Source organism: Candidatus Contubernalis alkalaceticus (genome assembly GCF_022558445.1).
Taxonomy (GTDB): domain Bacteria; phylum Bacillota; class Dethiobacteria; order SKNC01; family SKNC01; genus Contubernalis; species Contubernalis alkaliaceticus.
The window spans coordinates 2,896,476-2,916,338 of record NZ_CP054699.1; the positions used below are offsets into that span (position 1 = coordinate 2,896,476).

At 40.8% G+C, this 19,863-nt stretch carries 8 protein-coding genes, 2 pseudogenes and 1 CRISPR repeat array; of the genes and pseudogenes, 2 read left to right on the plus strand and 8 right to left on the minus strand.

The window, feature by feature from the left end; translation table 11 throughout:
• Positions 1–41 precede the first annotated feature (41 nt).
• The 4 genes and pseudogenes from HUE98_RS14395 to HUE98_RS14410 form a co-directional block, all read right to left on the minus strand.
• A pseudogene (locus HUE98_RS14395) lies at positions 42–569 on the minus strand (MerR family transcriptional regulator); the annotation flags it as partial.
• 75 nt (positions 570–644) lie between these two features.
• On the minus strand, positions 645–1,511 hold the full coding sequence (locus tag HUE98_RS14400) for an SPL family radical SAM protein (protein WP_241421309.1): 867 nt from the start codon (positions 1,509–1,511) through the stop codon (positions 645–647).
• 95 nt (positions 1,512–1,606) lie between these two features.
• Positions 1,607–2,086, minus strand: a complete 480-nt coding sequence (locus HUE98_RS14405; protein ID WP_241421310.1) for a GyrI-like domain-containing protein — start codon at positions 2,084–2,086, stop codon at positions 1,607–1,609.
• A gap of 422 nt (positions 2,087–2,508) precedes the next feature.
• On the minus strand, positions 2,509–2,682 hold the full coding sequence (locus HUE98_RS14410; RefSeq protein ID WP_241421311.1) for a hypothetical protein: 174 nt from the start codon (positions 2,680–2,682) through the stop codon (positions 2,509–2,511).
• A gap of 32 nt (positions 2,683–2,714) precedes the next feature.
• On the opposite strand from HUE98_RS14410, the gene HUE98_RS14415 reads away from it, so the two are divergent.
• Positions 2,715–3,965, plus strand: a complete 1,251-nt coding sequence (locus HUE98_RS14415; RefSeq protein WP_241421312.1) for an IS110 family RNA-guided transposase — start codon at positions 2,715–2,717, stop codon at positions 3,963–3,965.
• Between the two features lie 167 nt (positions 3,966–4,132).
• Here HUE98_RS14415 and HUE98_RS14420 read toward each other — a convergent pair.
• A pseudogene (locus HUE98_RS14420) lies at positions 4,133–4,501 on the minus strand (helix-turn-helix transcriptional regulator); the annotation flags it as partial.
• Positions 4,502–4,923: 422 nt separating this feature from the next.
• A complete protein-coding gene (locus tag HUE98_RS14425; protein WP_241421311.1) occupies positions 4,924–5,097 on the minus strand; it encodes a hypothetical protein in 174 nt (57 codons plus the stop codon).
• Positions 5,098–5,129: 32 nt separating this feature from the next.
• On the opposite strand from HUE98_RS14425, the gene HUE98_RS14430 reads away from it, so the two are divergent.
• Entirely contained in the window at positions 5,130–6,380 is a 1,251-nt protein-coding gene (locus HUE98_RS14430; protein WP_241421312.1) for an IS110 family RNA-guided transposase, read from the plus strand.
• Positions 6,381–7,088: 708 nt separating this feature from the next.
• A CRISPR array of direct repeats spans positions 7,089–7,514; the repeat unit is 30 nt; unit sequence GTTTCAATTCCTCATAGGAAGTCTGGAAAT.
• Between the two features lie 253 nt (positions 7,515–7,767).
• On the opposite strand, the gene HUE98_RS14435 is transcribed toward HUE98_RS14430, so the two are convergent.
• Positions 7,768–10,461 (minus strand): cation-transporting P-type ATPase, encoded by a 2,694-nt coding sequence (locus HUE98_RS14435; protein WP_241421313.1) that lies wholly within the window; start codon positions 10,459–10,461, stop codon positions 7,768–7,770.
• Positions 10,462–10,834: 373 nt separating this feature from the next.
• On the minus strand, positions 10,835–19,630 hold the full coding sequence (locus HUE98_RS14440; protein ID WP_241421314.1) for a GH36-type glycosyl hydrolase domain-containing protein: 8,796 nt from the start codon (positions 19,628–19,630) through the stop codon (positions 10,835–10,837).
• Positions 19,631–19,863 lie beyond the last annotated feature (233 nt).

Sequence of the window (19,863 nt, forward strand, 5' to 3'; positions counted from 1 at the left end):
TGGGGGACTGGCCCTGAGAGGGAGATTCTGGAAATTGCCGAAGGCAAGGGCCGAAATCTTCCGGGCATCTTTCTAAGTTGGTGAAGCATGTTGTTGGCGTTACTTTCGGCATTTTTTAAAGATGTAAGCAGATGATCGCATGCGGAAATAATGTCGTCATTTTCTTTTGGTGTATCAATAACTTCACGAATATTTATTCTGGGATTGTTGGACAGAGCATTTAACATTCGCAAAATTGCCGCAAGAGAATAATTTGCACAGCGCAGGGATCGAATGATTTTGATCAGCCTGATATCTTCATCTGAATATGTTCGATAGCCGTTTTGTTTTCGCTTAATTGTGAGCAAACCATTCATTTCCCAATTTCTTAAAGCATCCATTGAAATTTGCAGCTGGTCAGCAGCTTCTTTTCTTGTGAAAAAGGCGCTGTTATTAATTTGTTTACTACCTCTTATTAGTTGCTCCACAATCGTTATAGCTTCTTCGGCGTTTTTTTGTTCTTTTTTAATTTGCTGTAAATAACATTCTGTAAGATATAATGCTTTGTCAAAATCTACACTAGCGGAGGTCCAGAGGTGAAGGGAATAGAAAAAATAAAAGGCTTTAAATTGCTGTAATACCGCACATTATCCTAGCCAAAATAATCATTTTAGCTTTTCCTTCATTGGCTTAGAATAACTACTTGAAAGAGAATACTTATCTCTAACCTCATTTACAGTTTTATACAAGATATTTTTATACTCCTTGTTTGCTCCACCTGTCTTATAAAGTGCAACTAAGTCATAATAAAAGTTTGGAAATTCCTTTCTAATAAAATCAAAAAATACAGTCCTTGTTTTTCCTCTCAGATATAGAGTCCCCGGCAAAACATAGTCAACATCACTGTCTTTTGCTATATGAAAAAGTGAATCAATGTTCTCATAGCTATCTGTCAGATATGGAATAATTGGCATTACATGCAATCCAATAGAAGCATTTGTTTTCTTAAAGGTTTTAAGCATTTTAAAACGCCTAGTTGATTCAACTCCTCCCGGCTCAATTAGCTTTCTCAATTCTTCATCAACTGTTGTAATTGTAGCTGCTACATTAATATATGTTAACTTAGACAATTCATCAATTAAATCAAAGTCTCTTAGAATTAAATCCGATTTTGTTGAAATAATTGCTGGGGTTTTAAACTTGATTAGAAGCTTTAAAATTTCTGGCATTAATTTGTAATGCTTTTCAGCTGGCTGATAGCTGTCAGTTACACCACCAATATTAACTATTTCTCTTTTCCAATTAGGATTACGCAGTTGCTTTTCAAGCTGCTCTATAATATTTATTTTTACATATATATCTCCAAAATAGTTTTCAGAGTCAAGATAATCATGGGAATAGATTGCGTAACAATATTTGCAACCATGTTCACAACCACGATAAATATTCAAATCCCAGCAATATGGCATCTGCCTTTTGAGCCTGTTTAAAGCAACTTCACAACTAATATCTTTATAAATTTTATCTCTCATCATGAATCCTCGTTTTGTATACTATTAAGAGTAAACTTGATTATTCTAGATGCCATTATGCAGCCAAATAACCAAGCTTACTCTGCAAATAGCATTTATTTATTTTTTGTAATCGGCAACCAAACTTCACATTTATAATTTAATGAAGATGTATCACCCGATGGATACACTTCTATATCCGGGGCATCTGCATATTCATATCCTGATGTCGGTAACCATTCTGTGATAATCCGTTTCTGAAGGTCTTGTATAGCATTTGGCATAGGTCCAACACATTCGAATATTGCCCAAGTAGTTTCTGGCACTTGATATTCATACATATTTTCTGGAATTGGTTTGTTTGTTGCAGCAGCAATATAATAATCGAAATCTTTTCCGTTCATACATGTACTTACACCCAAAACACCCAATGGTTCCTGGTTGGATAATTTGCTAATTTCGCCAAACATACCGTTTTGAAATACCTCACCCCAAAATTGCGGTACTTCTTTAAAGTTTTCTTCGGTGTTCAAATCAAAATGCTTTTTAGCCCCCACAATCCGAAAGGCTTCTTTTTTCTCAATTCTGTAATTCATCTCCACATCTCCTTGTATACTATGAGCAGCAGACGATTTGGACGTAAATTTCCAGTTCGGATGGTGCTCATTTGTTCTTTGAAAACTTTATACAGAATCAAATCTTGTTATCTAACTTACTTATGATCTTTTTAAAAAAAGATTAAAAAAATTAGCAGCAGGGGTTGTGAATATGTGGTCAACGCGAAGCGTTGTCCAAGCAGTTCGTGGGGTCTGTGGGTAACTCGAAGAGTTATCCATCAGAATCCACAACTGCGGCATATTCACAAGCCTATCAAACAATACGTTTCCGCGTATCATGTCAAATTAATTGAAAAAAGGGTTTACAGTTCTGGGATGTCTTTGGGAAAATATAGCCATAGGTGTCTACCAAGGGAATGTTCAATTTTCTCCCGTTGCCCCGTTATCGGGTGTCTTCCTTTTTAAGAGTGTTCCCCTGGCCCCATGTTATAGACCAACACGCTGACTGTTTCCCGGTTGCCCCTCTCTCCTGCCAGCAGAGGGAGACCAGTGCACCGAGGGGAACCGGTGTATTCCAATAGCTCGCAAGGCTGTCGTTCATGGGTTTCCCAGGGACATCCCAGGACTGTAGACATCACATCCTTTTTCTAAGGAGGTGAAAACGACGATGACTATCCCTTTGTTTGTCGGTATTGATGTAAGCAGCAAGGAAAATGTAGTATGCTGTTTAACCGATGAAGAAGAGAAACGAGCTTTATGCCGCTTTACTGTTCTAAATAACCGACCCGGTATCATGGAGCTGCAGAAACGGATTAATCAGCTGGTAGATAAGCATAGTTTTGATGAAATTCGTTTTGGACTGGAACATACCGGCTGCTACTCGACTCACGCCGCCATATACTTACATCGGCATTTAGATTTTGGGTGCTCTAATGTTAAAGTCTATATGTTTAACCCGAGCCTAATTAAGGAGTATAAAAAGTCTCATTTCCTTTCCCCCCCTAAAAATGACCGGGTGGATGCCTGGTATATTGCCGCCAAGGTTCGGTCCGGCCACTTACCTCATCCCTTCACCTGGAGTGAACCGATGATGGCACTGCAGCGGCTGACCCGGACCAGGTACCATCTCATGAAGGCACTGGTAAGAGAAAGTAATTTCCTTATGACCAACCTGTATTTAAAATGCAGCGATTACACGCTTGTTTTTGAAAACAAGCTGTCGGCAACTTCTTTGGCCGTCATGGAGGAGTTTGAATCCACAGAAGCTTTAGCAGAAATCTCTGTGGACCAGCTGGTGGAATTTTTAATCCAGCATGGTAAAAATCGATTTGATGATCCTCAATCTGTGGCTAAGGAGTTACAGAAAGCAGCTCGTTCTTCTTACCGATTATCTAAGGCTATGGCTGATTCTGTTAACCTAGCTATGGCCTCCAGTATTCGGGTCATTCGGACAATTCAGGAACAGATTAAGTCTATAAAAAAGGCTATTGAAGACCATTTAAAAACGATTCCTCAAACTCTAGATTCTGTCCCGGGTATCGGTCCTATCTTTTCTTCTGGTATCTTGGCTGAAATTGGTGACATCCACCAGTTTGCCAGCCATAAGCAGTTGGCTAAGCATGCGGGCATTGCCTGGACTGAGAATCAATCGGGAAACTTTACGGCCAGCCAAACACGGCTAATTCACTCTGGGAACCGCTATTTACGATATTACTTAATGGAGGCGGCTAACAGTGTTCGGGTGCACGACCCTGTTTTTGCAGAGTATTATGCCAAGAAAAAGGCAGAGCCGAAACAGTTCGCCCATAAACGGGCCCTTGCTCTTACAGCACGTAAACTGGTACGGTTGGTCTTTCATCTGCTAAAGACGAACCAACTCTACCAACAGAGAGGAGGAAACCAACAAGAAATATTATAAAGATTAGCTGCGATTCCATCCACCCATAATTTACCGTTAATGTAATTTTAGTACTGTTAATTTGGGTGGCTTAGTTAAGTGATGCCTTTTTTGGGCAAGCACCCCCTTAACAGCAGCGAATTTCTTAAATAATTTCCAGTTAACTACTTGACATCACACCGCTGCTCTTTAATTGAAATGAAGAAGGTCATACCGGGATGGGCTCTAAGATTAACGCCCTCATTTTTTGCACCAGAAGGCGATACACCATGTATGTTCTGAAAGGCACGGGAAAATGAGGTTGGGGAATCATATCCGTATTTCAAAGCCAAATCAATAACCTTTATGTCACTGTTTTGAAGTTCAAATGCTGCTAATGTCATCCGCCTCCGCCTGATATACTCAGCTAATGAAACACCTGCTATGTATGAAAACATTCTCTGAAAATGAAATGATGAACAACAGGCAATTTTTGCCGCCTGCTCATAGTCTATTTTCCCTTCAAGGTTATTCTCAATATAGCTTATTGATTGATTCAACCTGTCCAGCCACTCCATTGTATCAACTCCTTGTATACTATGAGCAGCAGACGATTTGGACGTAAATTTCCAGTTCGGATGGTGCTCATTTGTTCTTTGAAAACTTTATACAGAATCAAATCTTGTTATCTAACTTACTTATGATCTTTTTAAAAAAAGATTAAAAAAATTAGCAGCAGGGGTTGTGAATATGTGGTCAACGCGAAGCGTTGTCCAAGCAGTTCGTGGGGTCTGTGGGTAACTCGAAGAGTTATCCATCAGAATCCACAACTGCGGCATATTCACAAGCCTATCAAACAATACGTTTCCGCGTATCATGTCAAATTAATTGAAAAAAGGGTTTACAGTTCTGGGATGTCTTTGGGAAAATATAGCCATAGGTGTCTACCAAGGGAATGTTCAATTTTCTCCCGTTGCCCCGTTATCGGGTGTCTTCCTTTTTAAGAGTGTTCCCCTGGCCCCATGTTATAGACCAACACGCTGACTGTTTCCCGGTTGCCCCTCTCTCCTGCCAGCAGAGGGAGACCAGTGCACCGAGGGGAACCGGTGTATTCCAATAGCTCGCAAGGCTGTCGTTCATGGGTTTCCCAGGGACATCCCAGGACTGTAGACATCACATCCTTTTTCTAAGGAGGTGAAAACGACGATGACTATCCCTTTGTTTGTCGGTATTGATGTAAGCAGCAAGGAAAATGTAGTATGCTGTTTAACCGATGAAGAAGAGAAACGAGCTTTATGCCGCTTTACTGTTCTAAATAACCGACCCGGTATCATGGAGCTGCAGAAACGGATTAATCAGCTGGTAGATAAGCATAGTTTTGATGAAATTCGTTTTGGACTGGAACATACCGGCTGCTACTCGACTCACGCCGCCATATACTTACATCGGCATTTAGATTTTGGGTGCTCTAATGTTAAAGTCTATATGTTTAACCCGAGCCTAATTAAGGAGTATAAAAAGTCTCATTTCCTTTCCCCCCCTAAAAATGACCGGGTGGATGCCTGGTATATTGCCGCCAAGGTTCGGTCCGGCCACTTACCTCATCCCTTCACCTGGAGTGAACCGATGATGGCACTGCAGCGGCTGACCCGGACCAGGTACCATCTCATGAAGGCACTGGTAAGAGAAAGTAATTTCCTTATGACCAACCTGTATTTAAAATGCAGCGATTACACGCTTGTTTTTGAAAACAAGCTGTCGGCAACTTCTTTGGCCGTCATGGAGGAGTTTGAATCCACAGAAGCTTTAGCAGAAATCTCTGTGGACCAGCTGGTGGAATTTTTAATCCAGCATGGTAAAAATCGATTTGATGATCCTCAATCTGTGGCTAAGGAGTTACAGAAAGCAGCTCGTTCTTCTTACCGATTATCTAAGGCTATGGCTGATTCTGTTAACCTAGCTATGGCCTCCAGTATTCGGGTCATTCGGACAATTCAGGAACAGATTAAGTCTATAAAAAAGGCTATTGAAGACCATTTAAAAACGATTCCTCAAACTCTAGATTCTGTCCCGGGTATCGGTCCTATCTTTTCTTCTGGTATCTTGGCTGAAATTGGTGACATCCACCAGTTTGCCAGCCATAAGCAGTTGGCTAAGCATGCGGGCATTGCCTGGACTGAGAATCAATCGGGAAACTTTACGGCCAGCCAAACACGGCTAATTCACTCTGGGAACCGCTATTTACGATATTACTTAATGGAGGCGGCTAACAGTGTTCGGGTGCACGACCCTGTTTTTGCAGAGTATTATGCCAAGAAAAAGGCAGAGCCGAAACAGTTCGCCCATAAACGGGCCCTTGCTCTTACAGCACGTAAACTGGTACGGTTGGTCTTTCATCTGCTAAAGACGAACCAACTCTACCAACAGAGAGGAGGAAACCAACAAGAAATATTATAAAGATTAGCTGCGATTCCATCCACCCATAATTTACCGTTAATGTAATTTTAGTACTGTTAATTTGGGTGGCTTAGTTAAGTGATGCCTTTTTTGGGCAAGCACCCCCTTAACAGCAGCGAATTTCTTAAATAATTTCCAGTTAACTACTTGACATCACACCGCTGCTCTTATAATTAAAGTATAAGGGGTAAAAATAATACTGTCCTCTCAATCTATGCACAAAAAAGCGAGGTATCTCAAATCCTTCTTTTTAAAACCTTTTACCTTTATGGATGTACAGTTTTATTAATAATTCTGCCCCAACCTTCCCTCATCACATATCCACCAAGATCTTCCCCTTCAGGACCCATTTCAATTAAATGCCCGGAGATTCCGTAACTTGCCTTACGGCAATTTCCAGTAACTCCCAAAAGGGACCTGTCCCTCACCGCGTTAAAAGGACAAAGCAAGGGGCTTATTTCTATAAATATTACTCCCGGACCTTTCAAGTAATTCATTATCTAAGTGTTTTAGCTTAGCTAAAACACTTAGATTTAACTGATGGAAAATGCAAATCTTTCTAAAAGAAATACTTAAAAAGCATTGATTGCTTCTTTCAAAATTCCGTTTAACACTGTAACATGCTGAGGGACAGACCCCTTATGGGAATTTATGGAAGGAGTCCCTTCCATAAATTCCCCCGGTCATCAAAGGGAAGGAGGAAATTCAGTTTCAATTCCTCATAGGAAGTCTGGAAATCATTTCACCAAAAGGAAATTTTCTTTTATGCGGATGTTTCAATTCCTCATAGGAAGTCTGGAAATTCACGATTATGGAAAGATTGAGGACTTGAGAATTTAGTTTCAATTCCTCATAGGAAGTCTGGAAATAAATGCTAAAAGGCAGCACGAATCCAAAAGCGGATCTGTTTCAATTCCTCATAGGAAGTCTGGAAATGTATGTACAGTTAAGTGTTCACACGTGCCCGGCGTGTGTTTCAATTCCTCATAGGAAGTCTGGAAATTCAGAGGCGTTGCGAGAATCTTTTACTGAGTTTTTGTTTCAATTCCTCATAGGAAGTCTGGAAATCCGCAGAAGGGCCGTGGTTGTTAATGTTTTGCAGGGGTTTCAATTCCTCATAGGAAGTCTGGAAATTTATAAACAATTCTAATTCTGAACTAGCGTGACTTTACAAGTTATTACAGACACACCTACTTTGTATCTGTAATTTCAATTGTTACAAGGATTCAAAAGCGTATACCTAACCGTACTTTTCTAATAGCTTGCCTGGGGAAAAAAAGTCATCTGGTATAGGTCAGTTTCCTCGTGAAAATATTTATACACATTATTCTGGACTTAATCGAGACGAAGCTAATCATCCGAAAAAAAGGTCGACGGTTGAGCAAAATTATGATATTTTCCTGGTAAAATATTTTTCCACCTCAACCATAAGGAAAACCATAAAACCTCCAGCTATGGGTATCATCCACTCGATGGCTTTAATTGGGGCAGTACCGAAGAGTTCATTCATAAAAGGCGCATAGGTAAAGACCAGTTGGAGCAAAACTAAAACCAGCACTGCCAAAAAAGCATGCCTGTTATTGAAAAAATCTCCACTTATACTGGTTTCATTAATCTTCCTACAGTTAAACAGGTAGAATAACTGTCCGGCCACCAGCATGTTAACAGCAATTGTCCGATTCGTGTCAAGATCATTTCCGCTGACTATTGACCACCAATATCCAAGTGCGGTTAATCCAGCGATTAAAACAGAAACAAAAAGAATACGCCATAAAAAGTAGCTGCCCAGGATGGGTTCCTTGTGATTTCTAGGAGGCAGCTCCATAACCTTCTTTTCCATGGGTTCTATGGAAAGGGCCAGGGCAAGTGTTACAGCCGTGACCATGTTTACCCATAAGATCTGTACGGGAGTTATCGGCAGGGTAGCTCCCACTAATATTGCACCTATAAGAACAAGAACCTCTGCCCCATTTGTTGGCAGGATGAAGAGGATGGTTTTTCGAATATTATCATATACCGTACGTCCCTCCTCAACAGCGTTAACTATTGAAGCGAAGTTATCGTCCACCAGGATAATTTCTGAGGCCTCCTTTGAAACCTCTGTCCCCTTAATCCCCATGGCTATACCAATGTTAGCTTGTTTTAACGCGGGCGCATCATTCACACCATCCCCTGTCATGGCACACATTAAATTATTAGCCTGCAGCGCCTTAACCAAGCGCAGTTTGTGTTCGGGATCTACCCTGGCAAAAACATCATGCTTCATAACCACTTGCGCAAGGGAAGCATCATCTAGCTTTCCAATTTCAGTACCTGTTATTACTTCTCTATCCTCGCCTAAATCTAGTTTTTTAGCTATGGCCTTTGCTGTAACAGCATGGTCGCCAGTAATCATTATGACACGTATACCCGCGCTTTTACATTCTTGGATTGCGGCGTATGCCTCATCGCGGGGAGGATCAATAATCCCAATAAAACCGAGAAAAACCAGTTCTTCTTTGTATAGTGTATCATCACTTAAATCTTGAACAGAAGTGTCAACATTTTTAAACGCGGCGGCAATGACTCTCTCGCCCTGCTCTGCTACAGAATTCATCTTCTTTTCCCAGTAGTCCAGATTAAGCTCTTCTTCTCCATTCGCTGATAGTTGCCTACTGCACATAGCAAGTAATCTCTCGGGCGCGCCTTTTACAAACACAACGCTTTTCCCTTCAATTTGGTTTAAGGTTACCATGTATTTATTCTCTGATTCAAAAGGTATATAATCAATGCGCTTTGGAGTATATTCCTTAAGACCGGATTTATAGGCAAGGGTTAGCAGGGAGCCTTCCGTAGCCGTTCCAATAAGTTTCCATTCACCACTATCATCTTTAACAATGTCAGAATCATTACAAACACGCACACATTGAATAAGCTTATTCAAGACGCTCTCTTTTTCAACATCTACTTGATCGTTTTCTTTATAGATCTCTCCCTCCGGCTTATAGCCTGAACCCTCAACTTCATAGCAGGAATCTGCGGTAATTACCGTCTTGGCTGTCATTTCGTTTCTCGTGAGTGTCCCCGTTTTATCTGAGCAGATAACAGAAACAGATCCTAAAGTCTCAACAGAAGGCAAACGGCGAATGATAGCGTTTCTTCCAGCCATTCGCTGCACACCAATGGCCAGAGTAATTGTCATGATGGCTGGAAGGCCCTCTGGTATGGCCGCCACAACTAAGCTTATCGTGGCCATGAAAAGTTCCACATAGGCGTAATCCCTAAAATAATAGCCAAAGGCAAAAAAGGCAGCTGCTATAAATACGATAATGACTGATATTACTTTTCCAAAGCGATCAATTTTTTGAAGAAGGGGCGTGGTAATTTCCTCCACTTCTTTCATCATCCGCGAGATTTTTCCCAATTCGGTGTTTTCACCAGTAGTTACAACCACGCCTGTGGCTTCCCCATAGGTAACCATGGTTCCTGAGTAAGCCATATTCTTCCTGTCCCCTATGACTACATCTCCCACGATGGGCTCTGTGTGTTTATTTACATCTGTAGACTCCCCTGTAAGGGGCGATTCTTCAACCCTTAAGTTTTTGGCTTTGATAATTCGCAGGTCTGCAGGTAACTTATCTCCAGATTTTAGAATGATTACATCTCCAGGAACGATCTCTTCAGCACTTATTTTCTGCCTGTTTGAACTTCTAATTACTATGGCCTCAAGAGAAAGCATTTTTTTGATTTCTTCAAGTGCTTGCTCTGCTTTCCCTTCTTGGATAAAACCAATAAGACTATTAATCACGACTACCGCAATAATGACAAAGGTGTCGATCCAGTGATCCATAATCGCGGTTATAATTGCTACCCCTATGAGCAGGTAAATAAGTGTGTTGTGGAATTGCGCAAGTAAGCGCATTAACGCGCTCCGCCTTTTAGCTTCAGGTATCTTGTTTTTACCAAACTCTTTTAAACGGTTCTGTACTTCACCCTCGGATAAACCTTTTTCTGTTGAAGTATCCAACTCTTTCAGCACACTTTCAGCTTCCATGCTATACCACTTTATATCGACTATACTGTTTTTTTCTGTTGGTCCCATAATATGTACCCCTTTTCTGTTCCATAGTATTATACCAGTAATTCCAAGGCGATAATATTAGATAACACAAAATAATGGATTTTTTTACCAAGCATAAAAATTCAATATTTTGATGCCCGGAGATTTCGATACTGATAACTATTGTTTTTAAACAAGCAATAAGGAAATTAGTGCTTGCTTAAACTGATGGAAGATAACATGCTGAGGGACAGACCCTTTTGGAGATTTATGGAAGGGTAATCCTTCCATAAATCTCCGAGCAATGTTGGCAGCGTGAAGTTTCGTATCTCTAAGCGCTCTGCAAATACAGGGCGCTTTGTTCAAAAAAGATTTACAATTCTTTCGTTCTAAAGTAAATTCTAATTCCTTTTTCTCAGGAACCCATAAGCACCTCAATATAGTGTGTTTTTTTATCATTTGACAGCTTTATAACACTATCCTCCAGGTTTTCTCCATCTACAGATATACTGAATACCCCTTGATTTAGGCTTTTGGGATTTCTAACATTGATTTCATAGGTTGTCTCTACGTATCGATATATCACAGAATACTCTGTCCAATTCTTAGGGATACAGGGTTCTATGGTTAGTTGGTCACCATTTTTGCTGAATCCGAGGATATCTTCTAAGCCAGCCTGATACACCCAACCTGCGGATCCAGTATACCAGGTCCATCCTCCTCGTCCTATGTGGGGATGCTCACCATATACATCCGCAGCCATTACATAGGGCTCTACTTTGTAGGTGGCATACTCTCTATCAGTACGGGTATGGTTAATGGGATTCAACATCCCAAAAAGTTCCCAGGCTTTATCTCCATCACCCAGCATGGCAAATGCTGTAACAATCCAGGCAGCCGCATGGGTGTACTGACCACCATTCTCTCTTACCCCGGGGGGATAACCTTTAATATATCCAGGTTCCATATCCCCCTCATCAAAAGGAGGGGTCAGCAGTTTTATCAAACCGTCATCCCTCATTACCAGGTAATCTTCAAGGGAATCCATCGCTCTTGCAGCCCTTTCATCATTCCCCGCACCTGAAATCACCGCCCAGGCTTGAGCTATGGAGTCAATTTTGCACTCCCTATTGTTTATCGAACCCAGAGGTGCCCCATTGTCAAAAAAGGCCCGTTTGTACCAATTGCCATCCCAGGCATTTTCTTCAATGGCATTAACGATTCTTCCACTTAACGCAAGATAACGATCTGACCTGTCAACTTCTCCCATTTCTTGGCAGATTGGAATAAACATTTCTAGTGTTGTGTGTAAAAACCATCCCAGCCATACACTCTCACCCTTTCCTTCAATCCCTACCGTGTTCATCCCATCGTTCCAGTCTCCCCCGCCCATCAATGGCAGTCCCCGTTCGCCAAATTTCAAACCGTTTTCTAATGCCCGAATACAATGATCATAAAGGGAAGAAATCTCTTTAGAAATTTTGGGCTGACAGTATCTCTCATCCTCATGATCTTTTAAAATATCCTCTTCCAAAAATGAAATCCTATTATGCAAAATATCAAAATCTCCTGTAATCCTGACATACTCTGCCGTAACATAGGGTAACCACAAATAGTCATCAGAAATCCGGGTTCTGGTACCCTTTCCGGCGGGTTCATGCCACCAATGCAAAACATCGCCTTCCACAAACTGATGCCGGGCATGCTGTAAAATCTGTTTCTTAGCAATTTGCGGCCAGATTGCAGCAATAGCTAAACAATCCTGCAGCTGATCTCGGAATCCCAAGGCACCGCCAGCTTGATAAAAACCAGATCTTGCCCACATTCTGCAGGAAATCGTTTGATATATAAGCCACCCGTTCAGCATAATATTCATGGCTGTATCAGGCGTTTTTACTTGGATAACCTGTAGTTTATCTTGCCAAAACTTCTTAACATCAGTTAAAGATTTCTTTGCCCCATGTACACTATTAAACTTTTCTACTAATTCATGGACTTTTTTCAAATTCCCAGCCATTCCAAATACGAAAACAATTTCCTTTGTTTCATAGGCCTTCATTCCAATATCTACCTGCATAGCAGCGCAGGGGTCATAGCCCGCTCCGACTGTCCCAGACAAATACTTTCGTTTTAAGGATTCTGGCGATTCTATTTTGCCTTTTCCAAAGAACTCTTTTCGGTCTCCCGTTATAGAACGTTCTTCAATAGATGTATCCATAAAGCAGACCCGATCTGCAAATTCTCTATTATAGGGATTCTCAATGATTAAGGTTCCTCGATTAGTTTTGGCGCTTACCAGATGCCTGGCAGTTTCTTGCGTATTTACTCCCAGAACAGGACTTACATAATAGGTTATGTTTAAATCTCTGGCCGTGGGACTGTTATTGCGCAAACTTATAATACTGATTTTAACCGTACCTTCTACGGGCACAAACTGCACCAAACTTTGTGATATCCCATGGCTCACATGTTCAAATTCAGAATACCCAAATCCATGTTTGATGGTGTAAGCTTCCTCTTCTCGTATGGGAAGGGGCGTAATGGACCATGGTTTCCCCGATTTATCGCTTAAATAAAATATTTCTCCGGGATTGTCAATGACTGGGTTATTTGACCATGGGGAGAGTTTGTTTTCTCTGCTGTTTTCGCACCAGGTAAATCCCCCGCCAGACTCCGTAACCATAAACCCAAATTCCGGATTGGCAATCACATTGGCCCAAGGCGCTGGAGTTGTTTGACCCTGTTCAAGCCTTATGACATACTCTTTGCCCTCCCTGTCAAAACCCCCTAAACCATTGAAATAGGATAGTTCCTTTTCATCGGCTGTAGGCTCTGGGAAAAGCCGTTGTTCTAGTGGCTCATCCTTAGATTCTGTAAACAGATCATCATTTGAATCCTTTTCAACAGTGTCTCTTAAGGGCGGAAGCTCTATACTAGATACGTTTTTGATCTGTTCTTCCATGGTGCCATCTTGGCCATTAAATGTCATCCTGGCTGTGGCAGAAAAAAGATTAATCTCCTGAGTTAACATATTATTTGTATTCAGAATAAACACGTCCCCGCAAGAACTTAAAACATCATGGGTTTGACTGGAATATACAACCTCTTTGATCAGCGAAAACAACGGATTGGTGTAACTATTCTCCTCCTTGCAAAGAATTACCAAATCCACCCTCAAATCTTTCAACCGCCAGTATTCATGAGCTTTTAGCACCTCATAGAGGATTTCTACTTCCTCTATGTTATTGAGAATCAAAAGAATGATGGGTCTATCTCCAGAGATTGCATATGGCCACAAAGATGACTGCCCTATACGGTTTTCTTTGATGAGCTGTTGGTGCCGCACCCTGAGGGGACTGATAAACAGGATATGAGAGATCATTTCTTGATACAATTCCATCTGTGACTCCTTAATATTTAGATACTTGGTCTCGACCTGACTTCTGGTAATCGCCAGCCAAAATGCAGCATCACATGTCTCTACCTTTGAATATTTTTCTACCAGTTCCATAAGGGACTTTTTATTATCGGCCATTGTGGTTACAAAGGAAATTCGGGCTGCCTTTCCTGGTTCAATCTTGACTCTTGCCCTAAGGCTGAATATTGGATCTAACACTGCCCCCACTGTGTTAGATAGAGGTTTATCCCGCTCAATGATTGTCGGATTATTGAGCGTATGGCCTCTGCCAATAAAATTCATTCTGTCGGTTTCATACTGTATATCCCCTACCATTTCCCCATCAATCACTGGTATTTCTGCAATCCACATTCCTTTTTCTGCTGGGCTCCTTGGCCGCCGATTGGCCAACAGCGCTTTATACTCAGAATTAAATTCTGTTCTCACAAAAAGATTACTAAAGGCAGGATGGGCCAGATCACACTCCTGGGGAGCCAAAACAGGTTCAAAATAGCTGGTCACCTCTATAACACAGGGAGTGGTTCCATTGTTTTTGAGCCGGACTCTTCGAATTTCCGCAATTTCCCCCGAGGCAACTGCAACTTCCGTAAAGGTTTCTATGTCTCCGTCTGTCCGTCTATAGGTGGCTTTATCCGGCGAAAAAACCACCTCATAATTGTCTGGGAGAACCTGCAGGGGAGCATAGGCAGCAGACCACTTTTGATTTTTATCAATATTTTTGATATAGAAGAACATTCCATAGTTATCAAGAATAGGGTCTTGTCTCCACCTTGATATGTCAACGGTTTTGCTCCTGCTGTAACCTGTTCCTTTGTCCGTTAGCATAACAGAGTAAAGGCCATTGGATAAAATATGGGCCTTGGGAAGACCAAGGCTCGGCGCTCTAAATCTTCTATGTGCGGCCTTATCCTCATAGACCATTCCTTGACGGGGAATTACTTTTTCCTTGTTCTCCTTGGTAAAGACCACATTCAAAGGAACTTTTTCCTGTAGAAGAAGCCTTGCTGCCTTCACATAGGGATCCCTGGAGAACCGCTTCTGCATGGTATATTTATTTAAATAGTTATTCAGAGCCAATAAGCTCATACCCTGATGATGTGCCATGAAACTTCTGATTACTACTCTTTCAGACTGGGAACCAAGGCGTTCCGGCGTATAATCTGCTGCTTCGTAATAACCATAGGGCCCATCTAAACCCTCCGCTTTTAAATATTGAATGTTTTTATACGCATCCCCGGGGTTTACCATCAGTGCTAAGAAGGTGGCATAGGGTGCAGTTACCGCATCTTCAATCAAACCTCTTTTTAGTCCCAGCCAGGGAACTCCAATGGCTTTGTACTGATAATCAAGGTTTATATCCATTAAATTAAAAGAAGACTCTGAACTCCCCCAGGGCATTCCTCTTTGCTTACCATACTTTTTCTGACTTTTTATTACAAAGGAGTAAGTTTCATCTAACAGGGTGTTTCTATAGCTCCTCATGATAACCAGCGGCATGAGATACTCAAACATGGTTCCACTCCAGGAAATGAGACCCTTATAATGATCAACCACCGTAAGAGCTCTCCCCAGCATAAACCAATGCTTGGGGGGAACCTCTCCTCTTGCTATGGCTATATAACTGGTCTGTCTGGCTTCTGATGCCAATAAATCATAATATGAATTTGTCAGCTTTTTGTCATTGATACTGTAACCAATGGAAAAAAGCTGCCTTCTCTGGTCATACAAAAACGTGAACTTAGTATCTTGTGACAAAACATCTATTCGCTCAATTAATTGATAATACTTTTCTAAAAATTCTAGAGTATAGTCGTTAGATTCTATTACAGCATTTCTTAATTCATGAAGCCAGGCCAGCCCTTCCTGAAAAGATACCCCCTCCATTTTCTCTGTTTCCTCTAATAACTGGTCAATTCTTGTTAGCACACGACTGTTAAATTCAGCTAAATCTTTTAAACATACGTTTGTTTTTAGGATGTCCAGTAATTTATTTGTCTCCACCAACAAACCCTCTGACAGCATATCTTCGGGCATAGTTTCTGTCATATAAACCCAGGGGACAAATATCTCCAGTTCCTTTTTAAAAATTTCAGCCATTCGCTCCACTTTGGTTTTCCATGCTGGCTTCTTAATATGGGTAACCACAGTGCCCTCAATAAACTCATCCAATGCCTGATTCCATGACATTGGGTTGATATCGCTCTCATTTTTCACAAAATCAAAACAGGAAAAACCGGGAAGCTCTTCTGCCTCCTGGAGGCCATTTCGAAGAGTATCATTAATTCCTTTGACAAAGACAGCATCCACCAGAGGTCTGGAATAATACTCCTTCAAACCTTGAGCCAGGGTAATCAAGTAGCAAACAAAATTACCGCTATCCACCGAAGATACGTAAAGGGGTTTTAGTGGTTCAAGAGTTCTGGTATCATACCAGTTATATAAATGTCCATTCCACTTCTCCATTTTTTCGATAGTAGTTACCGTTTTCGAAATTGCTTCAAAGGTTTCCAGTATCCCTGTATACCCCATATCTCTTCCCGAAAGAGAGGCCAAAAGCCCTAATCCGATATTGGTTGGAGATGTTCTATAGGCAATTCCTCTTGGAGGATCTTCCTGAAAATTATCTGGAGCAAGGAAATTGTTTTTGGCGTTTGCAAACTCTTCAAAATACCGCCACGTTTTTCTTGTTATTTTACCCAACTCTAACAAAGCTTCCTGACCTAACTTTTCCTGCTCAATATTAATGTCTTTACTGATAACGTAGGCAATAAAGGGAGAAACCCCCCATATAACCAAAAATACTAAACTTAAATGTAAACTTTCCGGCTTAAAAAAGTAGGCCAAAACAGCAAGGGCGAAACCCTGAATAACACTTATTGACATGGCAGATAAATAACTTTTTAAAGAACTGCTTTGATACTTATCAGCATCGGCGGAGGTTACCCATTCCAGCATGTTTTTCTTGGTGATAAGGACACGGACTAGTGTGACCACAATAGCATCTAAGGCCCTTTTTGCCTGATATGGTAGAAAAATGATCGCTAGCAAGAATTGGTAGAATGCAGCCTTTAGTCCAAAGAAGCCTGGAATATGCCTCTTAATTTTGTCTGATTTCAGCCCGCCAGCAAACATCTGCTCCCATAAACTTATGCCAAAAGTGACTAAAAGTGCAGCAATACCAAAGCCTGTCCAAAAACAGCTGCTTCCTGGAAGAACACTAAAGCCTAGAAAAATCAAAACCATTATAGAAGGCGCCAAGAGACTTCTTCTTAAGTTGTCCCCAATCTTCCAGATGGAAATAAATGACAGTGGGTTTTTTATGAGCCTATTATTTCTATCATTAACATTACTCCGTAACCATGGTATTAACTGCCAATCTCCTCTTATCCATCTATAAAGTCTTGTCATATAAGAATTATATTTAGATGGATAAGAATCCACCAGTTCCAGGTCTGTGACCAGTGCAGCTCTTACATAAGAGCCTTCCAATAAATCATGGCTGAGGATGGCATTATCAGGTACTGCCTCTTTTAATATACTTTGAAAAACTCTTAAATCATAAATACCCTTACCTGTAAAAATCCCTTCTCCAAAAAGATCCTGATACACATCGGATATTGCACTGGCATAGGGGTCTATCCCCTCCTGCCCTGTATAAATCCTTGAGAAGATGGACCTGTTGGAGCTGTCCATATCAAAAGAAATTCTAGGCTGCATGAGACCATGCCCTTCGGTAACAATACCTTTCCTATGATCAATGACAGGCATATTGAGAGGATGGGCCATGGTGCCAATCATTTTTTTAGCCATCCCCAGGGGCAAAACCGTATCCGCATCTAAGGTTATAATATATTTGATATGGGTGGGAATGGATGTGTTGGAATAAAAGGAGAAACTAGTCTCGTCTGAACCAAGTAGCATGTCATTAAGTTCTATTAATGCACCTCTTTTTCTTTCCCATCCTGTCCAGAGGTCATCACCTGCATTGTATTTCCTGCATCTGTTATAAAAAAAGAAAATGTCCTGTTCTTCTTTTGCATACTTTTTATTCAAAGCCTTTATTCCCTCAAAGGCTTCCAGCAAAACACTCTCATCTTCATCTTTGCTTGATTCAGCTGCATCTTGAAATGCGCCAATTAAGGCGAAGTATAAGTTATCTTCGGTATTTGCCAGGTAATGATTTTCCATATTTCCCAATAGTTCTGTTACCCGTTTCGCATCTGGAAGCAGGGCTGGGATTACAACCATGGTGCTCATGGCATCTAAAACCCCATCCTTTAGTTCAAGCCGTGGGAAAACTACTGGTTTTGTTACTTTACAGACCAACCAATTCACAATAGAAATAACCATCTCTGAAGCAGGGATAAGAACAGCTAACCCTGCAATAACTGCATAAAACAGATAATTTGCATCTAGAAATTTCAGGGCATAGTTTATGGGAAATATTAGGACAAGCATGGTGAGGGCGCTTATGGAACCCATGTAAATTAGAGCGGGGTTATTTTTTACTGAATGTATTATCTTTCTGAAAAATGTTCTCTTTTCAAGTTGTCCGCTTTCAAGTTTTCTGACCCCTTTCCCTACTAGATAATATCCCACGTGGGCTCTTCTGCTATATTTGTTCTCGTCATCTTTTCTATTTATGTTTTCTACGTAAGCTTCCTGAGCAAGGCCTATGGCTTCTCTTGCTATCTGAAGTTCTGAAACGCCATACGCCTTTGCAAGCTTTGCAATTTGCCTCCTGTAATAATTACGGGAGTTGGTATCCATAAGCGTATATGTTCTATCGGGATCCTGCCTGAGGATCTTTTCCAAAAAGCTGGTTGACTCAAACACATCAACCCAATTAAGGTTTGAAACATATTTAAGACTTACGATGCAGTTTCCCATAGAGACAGTGCTAACAGCCTGCTTATTATGTTCTTTTTGAGCAATAATTTCTGCTGTGGTATTAAATTTATCAAGGTTTTCGTCAATATATCTTAGAACATCTGAGTACCGGCGGCCTGATCTTCTTAATCTGTAGAATAAGTGTTCCACGAAGGATGGATTGGCTTCATCAATGGCTGCTTTATTGTTTTCAAATAGCTTTACAATATTTTCTAATTCAACAGAATCTTCGGACAACCATTCTTCAACGATTTTATCCGCTAAATTCCACTGCTTTTGTGTTTCCTCTATTTTTTCACTCAGTATTCTTATCTTCTCTATGAGAGCCAGTCTAATCACTGTGGGAATGATACATATCTCCCTCTCAAAAAGAATATTGTGAGATTGGTAGGCCTTGAGATATTTGAGCAGCGTACTTTCACCAATTTGACCATCAATCTGGGCTACCAGTTCCAGTGCTATGGCAAAGATTCTTGTATAACCCTTATACGGTCCATTTTTTAATACCGGCAAACCAAAGTATTCCTTCTTTGATAGGTCTTGTCGGATGCTTTTTACCTGTTCTTCAATAATATAAAAATTATCAAGGAGCCATTCTGCAGCAGGCGGAACTGTTCGCTTCGCCATCACATCATCGTTTAATCCTTTGTAGACACGAAGAATATAGCTATAATTATCATTCATCCGGGTCAAAGGCCAATTCAGTATGTTTGTTTTGGAAGTAACAGCATGTTCTAACCCCATATTCCTGGCATGATCCTCAAGTTCTTCCACTGTCAAAGAGGCGTCCCGGATATGAATATTCCTGGTTTTTCGAATCTTAAGCAAAACAGCCCAAAATATTATAGCCAAAAGAAGTGCGAAACCAATTTCAAAAGTATAATTAAAGTATGGAAAACTCATTTTTTGCATCTCCTCAAATCTTATAATGAAAAACTCAAGTTAAAAAAAACAACACCTTTGATAGCTTTCTGTGTGTAAACATTATATAAAGCGGGTAAGGGTTAAGAAAAATAATATTTATAGATGAAGGTTCTAAAAGGAAATTATGCTGACACTGTGCTGGCAGAACCCTTATGAATTTTGTGAACCCAGTTCTTGGCCGGCACGATAAATCAAGTGTTGAAGGAAAATTA

Excerpts from the sequence above, each read along its gene's own strand:
- HUE98_RS14400 (WP_241421309.1), bottom strand. The coding sequence starts at position 1,511 with ATGAGAGATAAAATTTATAAAGATATTAGTTGTGAAGTTGCTTTAAAC.
- HUE98_RS14405 (WP_241421310.1), bottom strand. The coding sequence starts at position 2,086 with ATGAATTACAGAATTGAGAAAAAAGAAGCCTTTCGGATTGTGGGGGCT.
- HUE98_RS14410 (WP_241421311.1), bottom strand. The coding sequence starts at position 2,682 with ATGTCTACAGTCCTGGGATGTCCCTGGGAAACCCATGAACGACAGCCT.
- HUE98_RS14415 (WP_241421312.1), top strand. The coding sequence starts at position 2,715 with ATGACTATCCCTTTGTTTGTCGGTATTGATGTAAGCAGCAAGGAAAAT.
- HUE98_RS14425 (WP_241421311.1), bottom strand. The coding sequence starts at position 5,097 with ATGTCTACAGTCCTGGGATGTCCCTGGGAAACCCATGAACGACAGCCT.
- HUE98_RS14430 (WP_241421312.1), top strand. The coding sequence starts at position 5,130 with ATGACTATCCCTTTGTTTGTCGGTATTGATGTAAGCAGCAAGGAAAAT.
- HUE98_RS14435 (WP_241421313.1), bottom strand. The coding sequence starts at position 10,461 with ATGGGACCAACAGAAAAAAACAGTATAGTCGATATAAAGTGGTATAGC.
- HUE98_RS14440 (WP_241421314.1), bottom strand. The coding sequence starts at position 19,630 with ATGAGTTTTCCATACTTTAATTATACTTTTGAAATTGGTTTCGCACTT.